Genomic DNA, 17,314 nt, shown 5'->3' with positions numbered 1-17,314 from the left:
TCAGGCTTCCTTATGTGGGTATGAAAATGCGTTTGAGCATGGTGATACTTTACGAGTCCCGGTTTATGAGATAAACATGCATTTAATGAATTAACTGTCTCGGAAAGTGAAACAAAGTCCATGGATCGATTACTGGAAATGCAGACGTTCTGCGCCGTAGTGGAGGCGGGCAGCTTTGTTGCCGCTTCAGAGAGCATGGGAGTGTCGAAAGCCGCGGTCTCCCGCTATATCAACGAACTGGAATCACGCCTTGGAGTACGGTTGCTGCACCGCACCACCCGCCGGCTGTCCCTGACGGCGGAAGGGGAGGTGTTTTACGTCCGTTGCCGGGAGCTGCTGGCAGGCGTGGAAGAGGCGGAGTCGGAGCTAACCTCCCGTAGTGGCATCGCCAAGGGCGTATTGCGCGTTAACGCACCGGTAAGTTTCGGCATTCGCCACCTGGCGCCCCTGTGGGGGGAGTTCCACGCCCTGTATCCGGATGTTGAACTCAACATCGACCTGTCCGACCGCATCGTGGACATCGTCGAGGAAGGCTTCGACCTTGCCATCCGCATCGCCAGCCTGAGAAACTCCACTCTGGTGAGTCGTCGTCTCACCACCACACGGCTGGTGGTGTGCGCGTCTCCGGAGTACCTCAGGGCCCACGGCACGCCTGAACGGCCCGAAGACCTGGTCCATCACAATGTCGTCGCTTACAGCAATCTGGCCACGGGCGACGATTGGCATTTCCAGGGGCCGGACGGCCCGGTCAGCAGGCGTGTACGCCCCTGGATGTACGCCAACAATGGCGAAACCTGCTGTGCGGTCGCCGTGGCCCACCAGGGGGTGATACACCAGCCCAGTTTCCTGGTGCAGGACGACCTGGATGCCGGCCGGCTGGTGGAACTGATGCCAGGCTACCGCTCCGCCGAACTGGGCGTGTATGCAGTTTATCCCACCCGCAAGTTTGTCACGCCCAAGGTGAGGGCACTGGTGGAATTTCTGGTGTCGGCGTTTCCGGAGGTTGTTTAGTGGTAGGGGATTTGTGGAGCGGGCTGACTACTTCTGCAGTATGTCGAGTTCTGGTAGAGGGATAACCCGGCGCTTCGCAAGATTGACCGGATGATCAAAAACGGCCCGGTAGTGCTTTTCCGCCAGCGTACGGATGAGCCCATCGCGGCTAGCCTCTGGCATCAGCTTGCTCAGCGTGCGGTGGAGCTCCACTTCCCGGGGAGATACGTAGAGGACATGGTCCTTGTCATACACCAGAACCAGGTGTTGCTCGACATCCAGGTTTGGATGCTCCTGCCATTCCCGGGCCATTTCCTGAGCGCCCCTAGGTAGGTAATCAATGCCCCGGTTGCCAACGGCTACCATGTTGTACAGCCGTCGCCATTCACCAACCATCCCGATCACCGGCAGGTCATTGGCCAGCCAGATCTGGTAGTCAAGCCAAGAGGCGCCCATACCTCCAACCACACCCAGGGCCCGGAAATCTTCGAGGGACTTAACCTGGTTGTATCTGTATTGCTGTCCTTTGGGGATGAAGAGGATACGCTGGTTCATCAGGTTATCGGTCATGGCCACCCGCACCGACAGGAATCGGTCGCTGCGTGGGGCTGTCTCGCCCATCATCATGACACTGATCATGCCCTGTTCCAGAAACCACTCCAGGCGCGCGGGCGAAACATCCGATACCTTTACAATATCGACCTCGTAACCGTCTGCTTCCAGCACGTGCGTCAGCAACTCGGACAGGTAGTCGAATTCGGTCAAGTCACCAAGCCTGAGTGTCAGGCGCTGGTTCTCCATGGCGGATACGGCAACAACAAAGGCGGCAAGGACTGCGAGCGCAGTCCTCCAAAGGTATTTATGAACACGTGCGGTTCTGTGAGGCATCACGGGGCACCCGAAACACCGTTGCGCCGAGGCGATGCATTAAGTTTAGTGGAGCGTGGGCGCGCCGGCAATCGACTTTATCCCCTGAGCGCCGCCTCAATGGTCGCAATATCGATCTTGCCCATCGTCATCATGGCCTCGAACGCCCGCTTGGCGGCTGCGCGGTCGGGATCAGCAATGGCTTCCGACAGAACCTGTGGCGTAATCTGCCAGGAGAGCCCCCACTTGTCCCTGCACCAGCCGCAGGCACTCTCTTCACCGCCGTTGCCAACAATCGCGTTCCAATAGCGATCCGTTTCCTCTTGATCCACGGTGGCAACCTGAAATGAAAACGCCTCGCTGTGCTTGAAGGTGGGGCCGCCATTGAGCCCGAGGCAGGGAATGCCCAGTACCGTGAACTCCACCGTTAGCACATCCCCTTCCGAGCCGGATGGGTAGTCCCCCGGTGCGCGATGTACCGCATCAACCGATGAATCTGGGAAGGTCTCCGCGTAAAAGCGCGCCGCCTCTTCCGCATCGCCGTCGTACCAGAGGCAAATGGTGTTCTTTGCGTGTTTCTTCATGCCTTTCTCCTTTTTTGGCTGACTGACATTATGTAGGTCGCGCATCACTCCTGGAAATCGACAGCGAGAGCAAAATTCTCATAGGGGATGTTCCAGGCGGATCGTTTTGGCTGGCCTGCGGATAAGGTCGACATCAGCTACTATTTTTATAGACGCATTTTGTCCATTCGTAGCCCGCCCGATTCACGAGGTAATTATGAGCAATACGGAAAAACGCCCCCTGTACATTCCCTATGCCGGCCCCACCTTGTTGGAGATGCCGCTGTTGAACAAGGGGAGTGCCTTCACCCAGAGGGAGCGCGTGGACTTCAACCTGATCGGCCTGCTGCCGCAGAACGTGGAAACCATCGAGGAACAGGCGGAGCGCGCCTATAAGCAATACCAGTTATGCCAGACCGACCTCGACCGACACATCACCTTGCGTGCAATTCAGGACGACAACGAAACCCTTTTCTACCGCCTGCTGGAAAACCATCTGGAAGAAATGCTGCCGATTATCTACACCCCGACGGTGGGCGAGGCGTGCGAGGAGTTCTCCAACATCTACCGTAACCATCGGGGCCTGTTCGTGTCCTGGCCTGACCGGGAACACATGGACTACCTGCTACGCAGCGCCACCAAGGAGAAGGTCAAAGTCATCGTGGTGACCGACGGCGAGCGCATCCTGGGGTTGGGGGACCAGGGCATCGGTGGCATGGGCATTCCCATTGGAAAACTGTCGCTGTACACCGCCTGCGGGGGTATCAGCCCGGCCAATACGCTGCCGATAATGCTTGATGTCGGTACCAACAACCAGGCCCTGCTTGATGACCCGATGTACATGGGGTGGCGCCACAAGCGCATCGAGCAGAAAGAATACGACGCTTTCGTGGCTGAATTCCTCGCGGCGGTAAAGCGCCGCTGGCCCAATGTGCTGGTGCAGTTCGAGGATTTCGCGCAGAACAACGCCATGCGCCTGCTGAAGAAATACCGCGACGACGCCTGCTGCTTCAACGACGACATCCAGGGCACGGCCTCGGTGTGTCTGGCCACCTTGCTGGCGGCGTGTAAAACCAAGAACGAACAGGTCAGCGAGCAGACAATTGCCTTTGTGGGTGCCGGTTCCGCGGGCTGCGGCATTGCCGAACAGGTCATCGTTGCAATGACGAACGAGGGGGTGTCGGAACCCGAAGCGCGCCAACGGGTTTACATGATTGACCGTCCCGGGCTGCTCACCAACGACATCACCGGCCTGCAGGATTTCCAGTTGGCGCTCGCCCAGGATCCGAGCCGGGTAAAAGACTGGTCAGGCCGGCAATTGATTGATGTGGTGAAACAGGCGAAACCAACCGTCCTGATCGGCGTCTCCGGCCAGCGCGGCCTGTTCAGTGAAGAAGTGATCAAAGCTCTGCATGCCGGCTGCGACCGCCCGCTGGTGATGCCATTGTCGAACCCCACGTCCAAAGTTGAGGCAACGCCCGAAGAGATCCTGACCTGGACAAACGGCGAAGCCCTGGTGGCTGCCGGCAGCCCCTTCAAGCCGGTGGAGCTGAAGGGCAAAACCTACCCCATTGCCCAATGCAACAACGCCTATATTTTCCCGGGGATTGGCCTCGGAGTGATCGCCGCCGGCGCTTCGCGAGTGACCGACACCATGCTGATGGCGGCGTCCGATGCCCTGGCGAAACAGGCGCCGATTGTTCAGCAAACCGGCGAGCGGCTGTTGCCGGACCTGGCCAGTATTCAGGAAATCAGTCGCAACATCGCCTTTGATGTCGCCAAGCAGGCACAGGAGGATGGCGTCGCCTTGCGCTCCGATGACGACACCATCCGCCAGACCATCGAACGCAATTTCTGGCGCCCCCGTTACCGGCATTACCTCCGGCGTTCGATTTAAAGGTGGACCCAAGTCGCATTCATGAGTCGGTAAAGTGCCTTCTGATCTTCACCCAATATATCCGCTGTTTTTTTGTTCTTTAAAGATCTAAAACCCTTGTCCGACAAGGGTGAAGGAAACCTCTCGGCAGCTATACTTCTACGTGTAGTCTCGATAGGCAGGGGGGATAAAAGATGGATAAGATTGATTGGCGCATCAAGGGGTTTGAGTTTGTGAATTGCAACTGTGATCCTGGCTGTCCTTGTCAGTTTAACAGCAGGCCCACTCATGGCAATTGCGAGGCGCTGGGGGCTTTCAGGATTGAAGAAGGGTATTTCGGTGACACCCGCCTGGATGGCTTATCCTTTGCCATGACGTTGAAATGGCCGGGGGCTATATACGAGGGCAATGGCCAGGCTCAGGCGTTCATAGACGACAGTGCCAGCCCGGAGCAGAGGGATGCGATCCTGGCGATCCTGTCCGGAGAGACATCCGAGCCAGGGGCCACCTTCTTCAATGTATTTGCCAGCACCATGACAACCATGCACGAGCCGGTCTTCTGCCCCATTGAAGTTTCGGGGGATATTGATGGCAGAAAGGCGGTTGTTAAAGTGGCTGATCTGATTGAAGCCAGCGGGAAGCCTGTCCTTAATCCGGTGACCGGCGAAGAATTCCGGGGCCGTATCGAACTTCCCCACGGTTTCGAATATGCGGTGGCAGAGGTAGCCCAGGGGCGTACCAGCGCTCACAGCAATATTCCCTTGGAGTTGGATGGCAGTCACTGCCACATGGCGCAACTGGATATAGGTCCAAGCGGCGTCTACCGGTAGGTTGGACGGGATGACTGCAGGAGGGGGAGCATTCGTTCGCCTGGTGTCGCGCAACTCGATTGCCACCTTGGTTGCGGTGGCGATCATTGTGTTGTTGTGCTGGTGGTATCTCGTCGAGATGGCCGCTGGCATGGGGGCCGTGGATGTTGGCGAAGTGATGGCGTTCAGAGCCTGGACACCATCCTATTTCGTTATGATGTTTGTTATGTGGACCATCATGATGATCGCCATGATGTTTCCCAGCGCCACCCCGATGATCCTGCTCTACCGTCAGGTTGCGATAAAAAACCACCTCTCCCACGCCGCCACAGGCACTGCCCTGTTTATAGGTGGGTATGTGGTGATCTGGATGGTGTTCAGCCTGGTTGCCACCGTGCTGCAATGGCTGCTCGAACAGTGGGCGCTGCTAAGCCCTATGATGCGGAGCCAGGATCAGGTGTTTAGCGGCGCTATGCTGATCTTCGCCGGTCTCTACCAATGGTCACCCTGGAAGAATGCCTGCCTGCGTCACTGCCGGGGACCGTTCTTCTTTATCACCCGGCACTGGCGCTCGGGGCTGGACGGCGCCTTTCGTATGGGCCTGATCCATGGTGGGTATTGCCTCGGCTGTTGCTGCGCACTCATGGCCCTTCTGTTTGTCGGCGGTGTGATGGACCTGATGGTGATTGCCGTAATCGCTATTGTCGTATTGCTGGAGAAGCTCATGCCCGGCGGGGAAAGGCTGGCACGGTGTCTGGGTACCGCGGCTGTCGTTCTAGGAGGGGGCCTTGTTGGTTTCAGCCTGGCCTGATTCGGCCCCTCGCTTATTGTCCCTGGCAGTAAAACCCCAGCCGACGGCGGTAAGGAGAATCAATCCGGTGATGATCGGTGATACCTCTCCAAAGGTGACCACGGCCCCAATGACCGAGGCCACTGCGGCGACCGCGGAGAGTTTCCATGAGTATCCGCTGGTTCCGGATTGCTTTTGGGGCGCTTCTTTCATACAAAACCCTCGTGAGCCAAACTCAACAGTAGCAGGAATTGCTTTATTTTCCTCGCTTTGAAGTGGGTTGTGTTACAACATAATCGCCCATATCCCAGACGCGGAGTCTATTCATGGAACCAAAAGACATCGTGGCACAGTTCATTGCTGATATTCATGCCCAGCGTTTTGATGAGGCCAAGGCCTTGCTGGTAAATGAGGGTTTTGAGTATGTGGGGCCGAACATGCGATTCCTTCGCCCGGATGACATGCTGTCCTACCAATTCGGCATGGCCGCCATTCAGAAAGACCTGATCGTCCGCCAGCTCAGTGCCGACGGGGAACACGTGTTCGCAATCCTGGACTACCGGACCAACTTTGAACCCATCGGGGACGTGCGGCTCGCAGTCTGGTTTCGTGTCCGGAACGACAAAATACAGACGGTCGAAGCCTTCTATAACGCGGCAGTGGTTGAAAACATGCTGGGAGGCAACCTGCCTTCAACTTGATCCCGAACACTTCGGCCCAAAGCGAAGCATCCGCATCGAATAAAGTCGCACAATAGACATCCAAACCAACGGTGCAGGAGACGTTCAATGTCTATAGTTTGCGTCATTCGCTATCAGATGGATCCATTCCAGAAAGAGCACTTCAAAGCCTACGCCGAAAACTGGGGTGAAATCATTCCGCGTTGCGGCGGTGATTTGATCGGCTACTTCCTACCCTCGGAAGGAACCAACGACATTGCCTGGGGCCTTGTCGGGTTCGATTCTCTTGCAAGCTATGAGGCGTATCGGCATCGCCTCAAGGCGGATGAGGCCGGAAAGCGGAACTTCGCGCTCGCTGAATCCCAACGATTTATACTACGAGAGGAGCGCAGTTTCGTGGAAACCGTCGAAGGCACCCTGAATGCACCTTCAACACTTTGTCGCTCGAACGCTGCGGAGGAGGTATAGAATGTTGGCAGTGATATTTGAACTGGAGCCACGCTCGGGGAAAACCGCCGAGTATCTCGATGAAGCAGCCGCGTTGGCGCCGCTGTTAGAGCAGATAGAAGGGTTCATATCCATTGAGCGTTTTGAGAGCCTCAAGCAACCTGGCCGGATGCTTTCCTTGTCTTTCTGGCGGGATGAAGCCGCCATTGAGCAATGGCGGAACATGGAGGCTCATCGCCAGGCCCAGGTGAAAGGACGGAGTGAGATCTTTTCCGATTATCGATTGAGAGTGGCGGAAGTTGTACGAGATTATGGGCTCTCTGATCGGTCAGCAGCGCCCAGCGATTCAAAGGCACATCATCACCAGTGAACACCAACGAAATTGCCCGGATAGCGTCATTAGTGGGAGTCCCTGCCCGCACGGCCATGTTGCTGGCACTGATGGATGGCCGGGCATATACCGCGCATGAGCTGGCGAGAATTGGAGGGATTACTCCCCAGACCGCCAGCGGTCATCTGTCGCTGCTGATCGAAGCGGAGTTATTGGTTTTGTTGAAACAGGGCCGGCATCGTTATCACCGTCTGGCGTCAAAAGAAGTGGCGACAATGCTGGAGGGCATCATGCAGGTCGCTGCATTGGGTCGGAAACCGCCCAAGGTTGAGACTGGCCCCCGCGATCCCGGCATGAGACGGGCAAGGATGTGTTACGACCACCTTGGTGGCCGCCTGGGCGTTGCTATTGCACACCACCTGATGGCCGAGCAAGCCATTGTGCTCGAACCCGATGGCGGGGCTCTTACAGGCCGGCTCGAGAACGTGTTGGCGGCCATTGATTTGTCGTTCGACCGAACCCAATCTGCCAATTCCGTGCCTTTGTGTCGCCCATGCCTTGACTGGAGTGAACGCCGGTTTCACATAGCGGGTCCTTTGGGGCAGCGCATTTGCAATCATCTGCTCGACAGGAACTATCTGCGACGGCGTGAGGCAGCTCGGGGATTAAAGGTGACTGCCAAGGGTGCCACAGCCTTGAGTCGCTGGTTGGGCGCGGAACGCTGGAGTAAGGTGTGAGTTGCAGAGGTAGGCTTTCCCGATTAGTGCCCAGAGAGGACACTCGTTATGAGTTACCAGCACCTTTTTGCCAGACAACCCACATTGGATGTCGTGACGGCGCACGCGGGCGGTGATGTCGGCTGCGTGATCCTTGAAGGGGTGAGCAACCTGCCCGGCGGTACCGTCTCGGATCGTGCGGAGTACCTGCGACGTGAAGCCGACGGGCTGCGCCGCATGCTGATTCAGAAGCCCCACGGCGACCCGTCGCAATGCGTGAATCTTGTCGTTCCTCCGGCCGATCCCGCCGCGGACGCCGGCCTGATCATAATGGGAACGATGGGCTATCCGGATTTCTCGGGCTCCAATGCCATGTGTACGATGGCCGCGCTGTTTGGAACCGGGCGATTGCCCATGGAGGAGGGAGAACGACGGGTGGTGCTGGAAACCCCAAGCGGTTCCTCCGAGCTGAGAGTAGCGTGCCATGCTGGTCGTCTTGAGTCCGTGGCGTACGACGCCGTGCCTGGGTTTGTTCTTGGCGAAGAGCGCAGGGTGGTCGTTGAAGGTTGGGGAGAGGTTTCCTTCAGCCTGGTCTATGGCGGTGTCTTCTATGCATTGATCACTGGCGTGGATATTGGGCTAGATCCCGCTAGCGCGCCGGTTCCTGAATTAAAGCGCTTTTTCGAGAAGTTTTTCGCCGTAGTAGCTCCGGGCCTGGAACTTCGGCATCCGGTACGCGGCCATTCCGCGCCACTCACCCTGGGTTTGCTCGTTGGCGAAATAGACCAGGGCCCGTCGACAACGTCTGGCGTTCATGTCGCTGCGTATATGGCCCCGGGTGTTATTTGCCAGAGCCCTACCGGAACCGGGACGACGGCGTTACTCGCGTGGTTGGCCGGGCAGGGGCGAGTATCCGTCGGGACAACAATCCGGACCATCTCACCGTTCGGCAGCGAATTTAACGGAACGCTGGCCGGTCTCACCACCGTTGGCGGGGTCGCTGGCGTACAGACAGTAGTCTCAGGCAGGCCGTATCTATTGGCGCACAGTAGCATAGTCGTTGACACTGAAGATCCGCTTGTTAGTGATCTTGGGCTTGGGTTCAGCCACATCCTCAGGCAGGACCAGTTGGAGTAGTGTTGGCACCTTCGGGCGAATTTTTTGTGACATCGCCAACACGACGGCTCGTTGTCCGCAAGCCATGACAGTATAAAGCACCGGCAGGGCTACCGTTATCATCGGTCGGGATTGGCTCAATCAGCAATGACGGCAAGCGACTGAAGGGGAAGAACAGCGTGGGGTCTTGCCGCAGCTCGGCATATACTCGAGCACAGTCAAACTGTGTCGGCTCTGCAACAAACATCGCTGCCATCAGATCGAAAGGGTAAAAGCCGTTCCGCCCTATGTCTGTCTTCCAGTACCTCAGCCAGGATTGGGCCCGTTGAGCCACCCACCGCCCGCCATCTCCGTTGGAGGCGATGCTGGCCAATGCATGCTCATCGATTTCCACCTCACGGGCAGCCTCATAAGGCAGCAGAACCAGTGGTATATCCAGATCAAGGATTACACGCAGAGCGTCCGGATCCTGAGCAACATTGAAGTCTCGGAACACCGGCCCATGCCCCAGCAGGGTGCCTTCGCCACTGCCCTCGGCAGGATGGAAAATATGCCCTGGCCGACGCCCCATCACCGCAATAATTTTCTGGATTCTGTCGCGAAGATCCGGCCGGGCCTGCAGTGCGGCGGCTATATTGGTCAGCGGACCGAGGGCCACGATGGTCAGCTCATCAGTGGCCAGTGCGTCAATCAGGGCATGCTCCGCTTCCGTACCCCTGTCGTGCATCTCTGGTAGGGGTGCGTCCGCGCCTCGGTAGACCGGCACGTCGTCCTGCCGGCGCTGCAGCTTCGGCACCAGGTCCCGGGTTATAGCGTCAGTAACGTCCAGCGAAGCGTTTCCGAACACCGTGGACACCCCGGCGATGGCCACGTCGGTCTCGCGCATCAGGTACCAGAGGGCGATACAGTCATCGGGATCAACTCGGGGGCCTTTCCCGCAGGCAGGGTCTGCATCCACCCAGATCCGGTGGGGTGCGGCGGGTAATTCAGAGGGCGCAAGCACAGGCAGTGGCGCGGAAAACTGCTGGCCTGTTCGCCAGGTTTCCACCGGTATGGCCAGGGTCAGACCGAACAATGCCAGCAGCCCAACCAACCCCAACCCCGCTCGGACCACAGTTTGTCGAAGCCTGTTTTTCTTACCCGGTGTATTCATTTCCGTTGCTCCGCAGTAACAACCTGGCTTCCCACCGCCGGGTATCGACCGGGGCAGGGATCACTTCCGGGCAACGAGAAAAACCGATGCCTTGTCCGGCTGCCATTCGTACTCAATGCTGAATCCGGCGTTGATCAGCATCAACACCAGTGCCTGCCTGGTAAAGCGATTCACAAACGGAGCCAGCCCCACCCTCTGCATGGCCGGAATCAACAGCCGCCAGAGAAGCATGAGTTCGCCCACCAGCGCCGTGCTGGAGACAAAAATACCGCCGGGCTTCAGCAGCCCGTATGCCCGGGAAATCGCCGCTTCGGCGTCTTCCAGCAGATGCAGGATATTGAGCCCCAGCACGGCATTAAAGCTTTCCGCCTCCAGCGCAAGGCTCTCCAGCGTGCCCTGCTGAAAGCGTACATTCTCAACGCCGGCATCGCGGGCTTTCTGTGTGGCGATATCCAGCATCTTGCCGGATATGTCGGTGGCAAGGATGTCTTTCACATGGGGCGCATGAACCAGGGCGGTGCTGCCGGTGCCGCAGCCGAATTCGAGTACCGACCAGTGAGGCCGGAAATACCCTTGGGTGATCGCGAGCTTCTTTTGATAGGTTGCTTCATCCCGCACCGGGCTTTTGGCGTAGCGGCGTGCACTTTTGTCCCAGAATTCCTTTGAAGCCTTCATCCTGCAAATGCTCCAGTCAGCATATTGCAGCAAACTTTACATCCAGACTCTTCAACTGGCTACCTGTAAAAATCCTGGCGCTTGTCGATTCTGTACGGTGTCATTCGACTAACTGGAGCAACCAGGTAATTCATGGAGAAACCGCAAAATGCGCAACAGGAGTGTCCCGAATGATTCCGACCATCACCGCCTTTGAACAATCGCCGGATCGCGGCCAGGGGCTGGCCCGCGACATGCCCGTTCGCTGGGCGTTTGAAGAAGTGGGCCAACCCTATAACGTTCGCCTGGTCTCTTTCAGCGCGATGAAAGAACGTGCTCATCGTACCCTTCAGCCGTTCGGACAGATTCCGACCTATGAAGAAGGCGATCTCGTCCTGTTCGAGTCGGGCGCCATCGTGTTCCATATAGCGGAGCACCATGCGGGTCTGCTGCCGAACGATGAGAACGCCAGGGCACGTGCGATTGGATGGATGTTTTCAGCGCTCTCAACGGTTGAGCCCGTGATCGTTCAACGCGAAGCTTCGCTGTATCTGGAGAACCACAAGGTATGGCACGAGGAGCGCCTGCCGATCGTTGAGGATCGCATCCGCAGCCGCCTGGACGACCTGGCCGCTCGGTTAGGTGATGCCGAGTGGCTCGACGGCGCGTTCAGCGCTGGAGATCTTCTGATGATACAAGTGCTACGCAGGCTGGACGGGGCGGACATTTTGAACGACTATCCAAACCTCATGGCCTATGTCGCCCGTGGCGAAGCGCGACCGGCTTTCAAACGTGCTTTCAGCGCTCAGTTGGCCCTCGTTCCAACTGACGAGGTACTGAGGATGTCCGGTGTCCGCTAGCGTTAGGCTGGAGCGTTTCAACACTGTCATGCAGGCTCAAAACCATTTCACTATCATTAGGGAAGGCGTTCCGGTACTGGTTGCCAGCACGAGGACAAGATGAGCCAGAGCCCTGAGCTATTGCGAAGATTGTTGCGAGCAAAAGACCGGATGGACGGTGCTCCCCACGAGGAGTGGCCCATCCGCCGGTTGGCACAGGCGAGTGCCGTCTCGGTGGCGCACTTCGCACGGGAGTATAAGAGGGCTTTCGGCCTGCCTCCACATCGTTATCTGCTTACCCGTCGTATTGAGCGCGCCACGGCACTGCTCCGTGATACGGACCTGCCCATAACACAAATCGCGTTCCAAACCGGCTGGAGTAGTGTTGGCACCTTCGGGCGAATTTTTCGTGACATTACCGGCGAGAGCCCTGGAGAGTTCCGAGCCCGTGAAGGTTTGGCTGCGCACACACGGGAAGAAGTGCCCGAATGCTTCGTGCGCAGCGCCGATCGGCCAGACCTTAACATAGCAGTTTCGGAGAAGCGCCGACGGAAGGCCGCTGGCAAACTGGAACTTCCATCCAGTTGAGGAGGTTCTATGACTACAGGTATAAACGTGGCGGGTCTGTATGTGCGCGATCAGGATGAAGCACTTACATTCTACGTCGAGAAATTGGGGTTTGTTGTTCATACCGACGTTCGCAATGGCAACTATCGTTGGCTGACGGTCCAGCACCCGGACCAACCCTCGTTCCAGCTCGGCCTGTTCAAGCCCGGGCCGCCAGTACATGACGCAGCAACCGCGCAGGCATTACATGAGGTCGTCGCGAAGGGGGCCATGCCGCCGCTGGTGCTGCTGGTGGATAACTGCCGTGCGGCTTACGAACGTCTGAGTGGGTACGGAGTTGAGTTCACGCAGGAACCTGTGGAGCGCTACGGCACTGTAGATGCCGGCTTTCGAGATCCATCAGGCAACGGATGGAAGATGATCGAAGCAACATCCAACTCGCAGTCCCGGAGGTTAAAATGAACTGGAGCCACTGGATTCGACAGGCCCATCGTTGGCTTTCCATGGTTTTTACGGCGACCGTGGTTGCCAACTTTGTAGCTAGAGCGGTAGATTCGGCTGAGCCGTCGCCCTGGATAACCTACTCGCCGTTGCCTCCGCTCTTACTTATGCTAATTACCGGTCTATACCTGTTCGCACTACCGTACATCCAAAAGTGGCGCGGTAGGACACGTGCCTAGGTTGGCGAGCCAAAGCCAGTGGACGCAGCAGTTCGCGGCTGCCATACGGACATACATCCACACGTTCAGTCCGTATGCAACTCCTGAACGGCCTCTGCAAACAGGCCGGCAACCGGAAGGGTGGTAACCCGGCCTTGGGCCTCCGGTTCCTGCTGGGGTGTCACGCTGTCTGTAATGAAAAGCTGATCGATAGCCCCCGCACGGTAAAGTTGCTCCGAACCTGGCCCGAACAGGGCATGGGTGATCACCCCGAAAACCTTAGTGGCTCCCTTGTCCTTGCAAGCCTCGGCGGCGCGCAGCAGGGTGGTGCCGCTGGCCACCATATCATCGACGATGATGGCCACTTTGCCTGTCATATCCCCCATCACGGCATCGCCGGTTACTTTGCCGTCTTTGCGGTGCTTTTCCAGGAAGGCGGTGGGTGGCTGTTCGTCGGCGGCATCCGCCCAGGCGTCCCGGAACCGATCCACGCGTTTGGTGCCTCCAGCGTCGGGGGAAACGATCACCAGCGGCTCTTTACCGACGTGGTCTTTGAGTGTGTTGACGAACAATCTGTGGGCTTCCAGGTGCACCGTCTGGCAGCGGAACGCGTTGTCGAATGCGCCCTGGTTGTGAACTTCCAGTGCCACCACGCGGTCCGCCCCCATGGCTTCGAACAGTTGCGCCACGTAGCGTGTGGTGATCGGGTCCTGGCTCTTGCCACGTCGATCCTTGCGGGCATAGGCCAGATACGGCAGCAACGCGGTGACGCGCTTCGCACCGGCATCTTTTGCTGTCGCGACGAAAAACAGCAGGCGCATCAGCTTGTCGTTAACGCTCGACGCTTTCTCACCAAACAGGGAGAGGAGAACGTAGACGTCCCGGCTCCGCACACTGTCCAGCGGCCGGGACTTGTGTTCACCATCCTCAAAATTGCGATCTTCATGGGCGGCCAGGCTAATCCCGAGCTGTGAGGCAACGGCATGACCAAACGCCTGGCTGCCTTCCAGGGCAAACAGAACCGGCTCGCTGTCCATAAAGTAGTCTCCGATTGGCACATGGTTCAGGAAAGTGAAGCATGGCGACGGCTCGGTGACAATCGCTAATTCAGGCGCCGGGCCAGAATGCACTTCAGCCCCACCTCATAATCCTCAGGCCGAATTTTCCATCGCCGCAAACGCCTCACCGATGGTCACCGGGGCTGTGGGGCGGGCGTACATCGCCTTCAGGTAGTCCCGCAACCTCGGTGCATCCTCCAGCATCTTCTCTTCATTCGCCCAGTCCAGCATATACGCAGCGTTGAAATCGGCCACGCTGAGCCGGTCGCCGACCATGAACTTGCGGTTTGCCAGGTGTTGTTCAAGCACCGCCACCATCTCCAGGCACTCCTGCCTCGCCAACTCAACATCCTGAGGCAGCTGTTTCTCTTCCGGGTAAACGAACGTGTGACGCGCGATGCGCCACAGGGGCTGTTCAACCTCGGTCACCAGGAAGAAAATCCAGCGGTACATCTGGGCCCTGTCCTCCAGTGATTCCGGAATGAAACCGGCCTGGGGATATTTCTCAGCCAGGTAAAGCTGGATTGCGGCAGATTCAGTGACCACAAGGTTGCCGTCCACCAATACCGGCACCTTGGCGGCAGGGTTGAGGGAAAGAAAATCCTGTTGAAGATGCTCACCTTCCATGAGGTTCACCGGGTGCAGCTCGTACTCCAGACCCAGTTCGTTGAGCAACCAGATAGCGCGCAGGGCGCGGGTTGGGGGTGTTCCGTATAGTTTCAGCATAGCCAGATTCTCCGATGGACAGGGATTGTTTATTCGCTTTACTCCCTATCTAGTCGGACCAGCGCATGTTAAATCGACACCGCATCAAAAACACCGCCGGTTCACTGCTCTTCCCAGTCGCCCTGTCGTATTCAGAACGTATACAATAAGGGTCAAGATTGGATCAGTCACCAAGGGAGAGCGTAATGAGTGGAAGCCGGCAGATGGCGGAGTCTACCTCAAGTGGCCAGCAGCAGGCGGCAACGCCCGGGCCGAAGAAAGCGGGAGGTAAGGGGCTGGATGCTATCTATCGGTCGATTTCGGAGGCCATTATCGAGCATCGTCTCAAGCCCGGGGCTCGTCTGCGGGAGGATGCCCTGGCCGATGTCTTCGGTATCAGCCGTACCGGCATTCGCAAGGTTCTGCAGCGGCTGGCGCTCGAGCAACTGGTAACGCTCACACCACGCCGGGGCGCCAGTGTTACCCGGCCTTCGGTGGACGAGGCGAAAGACGTGTTTGAGGCCCGCCAGATGGTTGAGTGCGCCCTGATGGAAGCAGCGGCGAAACGCATTACCACCGCCGACGTGGAGGAACTCCGTGAAATGGCGCGGGAAGAGAGAAAAGCACTTCGTAGCCGTGAGCAGCGGGTGGCCATCAAACTCTCCGCTACCTTCCATGCCCGCCTCGCGGAGATTTCCGGTAATAGAACGCTCGCCGAGTTCGTGGGCCAGTTATGTTCCCGTTCGTCGCTGATCCTGGCTGTTTACGGCAACCCCGGCCACCTGGGCTGCGAGTCCCATGATCACGACAACCTGATCGAGCTGCTTGCGGCAGGCGAGGGTGGCAAGGCGAGCGACTTCATGGAGCGCCACCTGAAGTCGATTGAAGCGTCGTTGTCGATCTTTGACGAGCCGGAGGAAACGCCGGACCTGAGGGATATCTTTGCGTTCGATGCCTGAGCACTAATGGCAGCACGCCCCTACTCGCCGGAGCGGGGGCGGCCGTGTCCTGATCAGCCTTCCGGCTGTACCGCGGTGATGGCCTGTTTCCCGGGCATGAGCAGGCGATAGAAAGCACCCCCCAGCGCCGCCCCGATCAGCCAGCCGTAGCCGCCCAGGCTACTGAGTGCCGGCACCAGTACCGTTGATATGGAAAACAGGGCGGCCAGGCCAAAGGCCATCAGCGCCCGGGTGTTCCAGCCCTTCGTGTAGTGATAGGCACCGTCCGGACTGGACGAGAACAGTTGCTCCATATCCAGGTTCTGGCGCTTGATCAGGTAGTAATCCACAACAATGATGCCGTAGAAGGGCGCCAGGATGGCACCGAGGGCATTCACGAATCCGGGCACGCCGATCTGGCTGATCACCGACACCCACAATGCGCCCACGAAGAAGGCAATCGTGGCGGTAATCAGGCCGCCGATCCGGAAGCTCACCTTGCTGGGGAACAGGTTGGCGAGGTCGTAGGCCGGCGGGATGAAGTTGGCCACCAGGTTAATCCCAACCGTTGCCGCGAAGAAGGTCAGCGCCGCAATAATGGTCAGGGCCACGGAATCCACGCGCTCCACGATTTCCGTCGGGTTGGTGAGCGGCTCGCCGAACAGCACGAGAGTGCCTGCGGTTATGATCAATGCGATGAACGAGAAGAACGCCACGTTCAGGGGCAGGCCCAGCAGGTTGCCGAGTTTCATGTCGCCCTCGCTGCGCACGAAGCGCGTGAAGTCGCCGAAGTTGATCACCACCGCAGCGAAGTAGGCCACCATGGTGCCAACGATGGCCAGGAAGGCGCCCACAGGGTTAACGGACCCTTCGCCACTGGAGCTGAAGATAGTGCCAACCGCCGGCAGGAGCTGGTCGCCGGCCTTGACCCAGACAATCACCATCAACGCCACCATCACCAGATAGACCAGCGGCCCGGCCCAGTTCAGGAAGCGCTGGATGTACCGGAGCCCACTGCAGAAAATGACAATCTGGAACACCCAGACAATCACGAACGAGAGCCAGGCAACACCGGACAAGCCAAGGAAAGTCGCGCCATCACCGGCTCCATAAAAGGCGGTGATCAGCAGTGTGACAGCGGTGGAGGCGAAGTAGGTCTGCACTCCGTACCAGAAGATCCCGACAATGCCGCGCAGCATGGCCGGGAAGTTGGCACCCCGTACCCCCATGCTGGCCCTGCTGAGCACGGGAAACGGTATGCCGTACTTGACGCTGGGCCTGCCGGAGAGGTTCACCAGGAACATCACGATGACGCCGGCCAGGATAATGGCGGCCATCACCGCCCATCCGTTCAGCCCATAGGTCAGGAAGAGTGAAGCCGCCAGGGTGTAGCCGAAAAGGCTCTGGATGTCGTTTGACCACACGTTGAAGATTTCAAACCAACCCCAGGTTCGCTTGCTGTGGGGAATCGGGGCCAGGTCGTCGTTGTAGAGCGAAGGGTCTATCTGTCGGATGTTCAGTTCGCTGTCATTCATGGGTGTCACCGTTGTGTAAGA

Annotated in this window: 20 protein-coding genes; 13 read left to right on the top strand and 7 right to left on the bottom strand. The window is 58.1% G+C overall.

The genetic code is table 11. The features are described 5' to 3' along the window. Positions 1-120 precede the first annotated feature (120 nt). Positions 121-1,011, top strand: coding sequence for a LysR family transcriptional regulator (locus tag NLU14_RS10935; RefSeq protein ID WP_275706348.1), 891 nt, complete (start codon positions 121-123; stop codon positions 1,009-1,011). 27 nt (positions 1,012-1,038) lie between these two features. Here the strand turns inward: NLU14_RS10935 and NLU14_RS10930 are convergent, their stop codons facing one another. Both NLU14_RS10930 and NLU14_RS10925 read right to left on the bottom strand, forming a co-directional pair. Beyond that, positions 1,039-1,878, bottom strand: a complete 840-nt coding sequence (locus NLU14_RS10930; protein ID WP_275706346.1) for a hypothetical protein — start codon at positions 1,876-1,878, stop codon at positions 1,039-1,041. 77 nt (positions 1,879-1,955) lie between these two features. Continuing rightward, positions 1,956-2,441, bottom strand: a complete 486-nt coding sequence (locus NLU14_RS10925; RefSeq protein ID WP_275706344.1) for a VOC family protein — start codon at positions 2,439-2,441, stop codon at positions 1,956-1,958. 196 nt (positions 2,442-2,637) lie between these two features. On the opposite strand from NLU14_RS10925, the gene NLU14_RS10920 reads away from it, so the two are divergent. The 8 genes from NLU14_RS10920 (at position 2,638) to NLU14_RS10885 (ending at position 9,206) form a co-directional block, all read left to right on the top strand. Beyond that, entirely contained in the window at positions 2,638-4,317 is a 1,680-nt protein-coding gene (locus NLU14_RS10920; protein ID WP_275706341.1) for an NAD-dependent malic enzyme, read from the top strand. Between the two features lie 173 nt (positions 4,318-4,490). Continuing rightward, positions 4,491-5,126: a DUF1326 domain-containing protein gene (locus tag NLU14_RS10915; RefSeq protein WP_275706339.1), complete on the top strand. Its 636-nt coding sequence runs from the start codon at positions 4,491-4,493 to the stop codon at positions 5,124-5,126. Positions 5,127-5,136: 10 nt separating this feature from the next. After that, on the top strand, positions 5,137-5,916 hold the full coding sequence (locus NLU14_RS10910) for a DUF2182 domain-containing protein (RefSeq protein ID WP_275706338.1): 780 nt from the start codon (positions 5,137-5,139) through the stop codon (positions 5,914-5,916). 305 nt (positions 5,917-6,221) lie between these two features. Beyond that, entirely contained in the window at positions 6,222-6,596 is a 375-nt protein-coding gene (locus NLU14_RS10905) for a nuclear transport factor 2 family protein (RefSeq protein ID WP_275706336.1), read from the top strand. Positions 6,597-6,683: 87 nt separating this feature from the next. Further along, positions 6,684-7,043, top strand: coding sequence for an NIPSNAP family protein (locus NLU14_RS10900; RefSeq protein WP_275706334.1), 360 nt, complete (start codon positions 6,684-6,686; stop codon positions 7,041-7,043). Between the two features lies 1 nt (position 7,044). Then, entirely contained in the window at positions 7,045-7,392 is a 348-nt protein-coding gene (locus NLU14_RS10895; protein ID WP_275706333.1) for an antibiotic biosynthesis monooxygenase family protein, read from the top strand. Then, on the top strand, positions 7,389-8,090 hold the full coding sequence (locus NLU14_RS10890) for an ArsR/SmtB family transcription factor (RefSeq protein WP_275706331.1): 702 nt from the start codon (positions 7,389-7,391) through the stop codon (positions 8,088-8,090). The genes NLU14_RS10895 and NLU14_RS10890 overlap by 4 nt, the downstream gene beginning before the upstream one ends. Positions 8,091-8,138: 48 nt before the next feature. Next, the gene (locus NLU14_RS10885) at positions 8,139-9,206 is read left to right on the top strand and encodes a proline racemase family protein (protein ID WP_275706329.1); all 1,068 of its coding nucleotides are present in this window, start codon (positions 8,139-8,141) and stop codon (positions 9,204-9,206) included. Here NLU14_RS10885 and NLU14_RS10880 read toward each other — a convergent pair. Both NLU14_RS10880 and NLU14_RS10875 read right to left on the bottom strand, forming a co-directional pair. Continuing rightward, a complete protein-coding gene (locus NLU14_RS10880) occupies positions 9,184-10,338 on the bottom strand; it encodes a nucleoside hydrolase (RefSeq protein ID WP_275706325.1) in 1,155 nt (384 codons plus the stop codon). The genes NLU14_RS10885 and NLU14_RS10880 overlap by 23 nt on opposite strands. A 60-nt stretch (positions 10,339-10,398) precedes the next feature. After that, entirely contained in the window at positions 10,399-11,013 is a 615-nt protein-coding gene (locus NLU14_RS10875) for a class I SAM-dependent methyltransferase (RefSeq protein ID WP_275706323.1), read from the bottom strand. 170 nt (positions 11,014-11,183) lie between these two features. On the opposite strand from NLU14_RS10875, the gene NLU14_RS10870 reads away from it, so the two are divergent. The 3 genes from NLU14_RS10870 to NLU14_RS10860 all read left to right on the top strand — a co-directional run bounded on the left by NLU14_RS10870 (position 11,184) and on the right by NLU14_RS10860 (position 12,860). Beyond that, on the top strand, positions 11,184-11,852 hold the full coding sequence (locus NLU14_RS10870; protein WP_275706320.1) for a glutathione S-transferase family protein: 669 nt from the start codon (positions 11,184-11,186) through the stop codon (positions 11,850-11,852). 99 nt (positions 11,853-11,951) lie between these two features. Beyond that, the gene (locus tag NLU14_RS10865) at positions 11,952-12,419 is read left to right on the top strand and encodes a helix-turn-helix domain-containing protein (RefSeq protein WP_275706318.1); all 468 of its coding nucleotides are present in this window, start codon (positions 11,952-11,954) and stop codon (positions 12,417-12,419) included. A gap of 9 nt (positions 12,420-12,428) precedes the next feature. Then, entirely contained in the window at positions 12,429-12,860 is a 432-nt protein-coding gene (locus tag NLU14_RS10860) for a VOC family protein (RefSeq protein WP_275706315.1), read from the top strand. 283 nt (positions 12,861-13,143) lie between these two features. Here NLU14_RS10860 and NLU14_RS10855 read toward each other — a convergent pair whose 3' ends face one another. Further along, complete coding sequence (locus NLU14_RS10855) at positions 13,144-14,094, bottom strand: ribose-phosphate diphosphokinase (RefSeq protein WP_275706313.1); 951 nt, start codon at positions 14,092-14,094, stop codon at positions 13,144-13,146. Positions 14,095-14,208: 114 nt separating this feature from the next. Next, entirely contained in the window at positions 14,209-14,841 is a 633-nt protein-coding gene (locus NLU14_RS10850) for a glutathione S-transferase family protein (RefSeq protein WP_275706311.1), read from the bottom strand. A 203-nt stretch (positions 14,842-15,044) separates the two neighbouring features. On the opposite strand from NLU14_RS10850, the gene NLU14_RS10845 reads away from it, so the two are divergent. Continuing rightward, a complete protein-coding gene (locus NLU14_RS10845) occupies positions 15,045-15,779 on the top strand; it encodes a GntR family transcriptional regulator (protein WP_420845059.1) in 735 nt (244 codons plus the stop codon). A gap of 53 nt (positions 15,780-15,832) precedes the next feature. On the opposite strand, the gene NLU14_RS10840 is transcribed toward NLU14_RS10845, so the two are convergent. Continuing rightward, on the bottom strand, positions 15,833-17,293 hold the full coding sequence (locus NLU14_RS10840) for an NCS1 family nucleobase:cation symporter-1 (protein ID WP_275706308.1): 1,461 nt from the start codon (positions 17,291-17,293) through the stop codon (positions 15,833-15,835). Positions 17,294-17,314 lie beyond the last annotated feature (21 nt).

Origin of the sequence: Marinobacter iranensis (assembly GCF_029207565.1) — a bacterium.
In the GTDB taxonomy this organism is placed as follows: domain Bacteria; phylum Pseudomonadota; class Gammaproteobacteria; order Pseudomonadales; family Oleiphilaceae; genus Marinobacter; species Marinobacter iranensis.
Note: the sequence above shows the minus strand (reverse complement) of the source record. Positions and strands in the feature narration are given on the sequence as shown.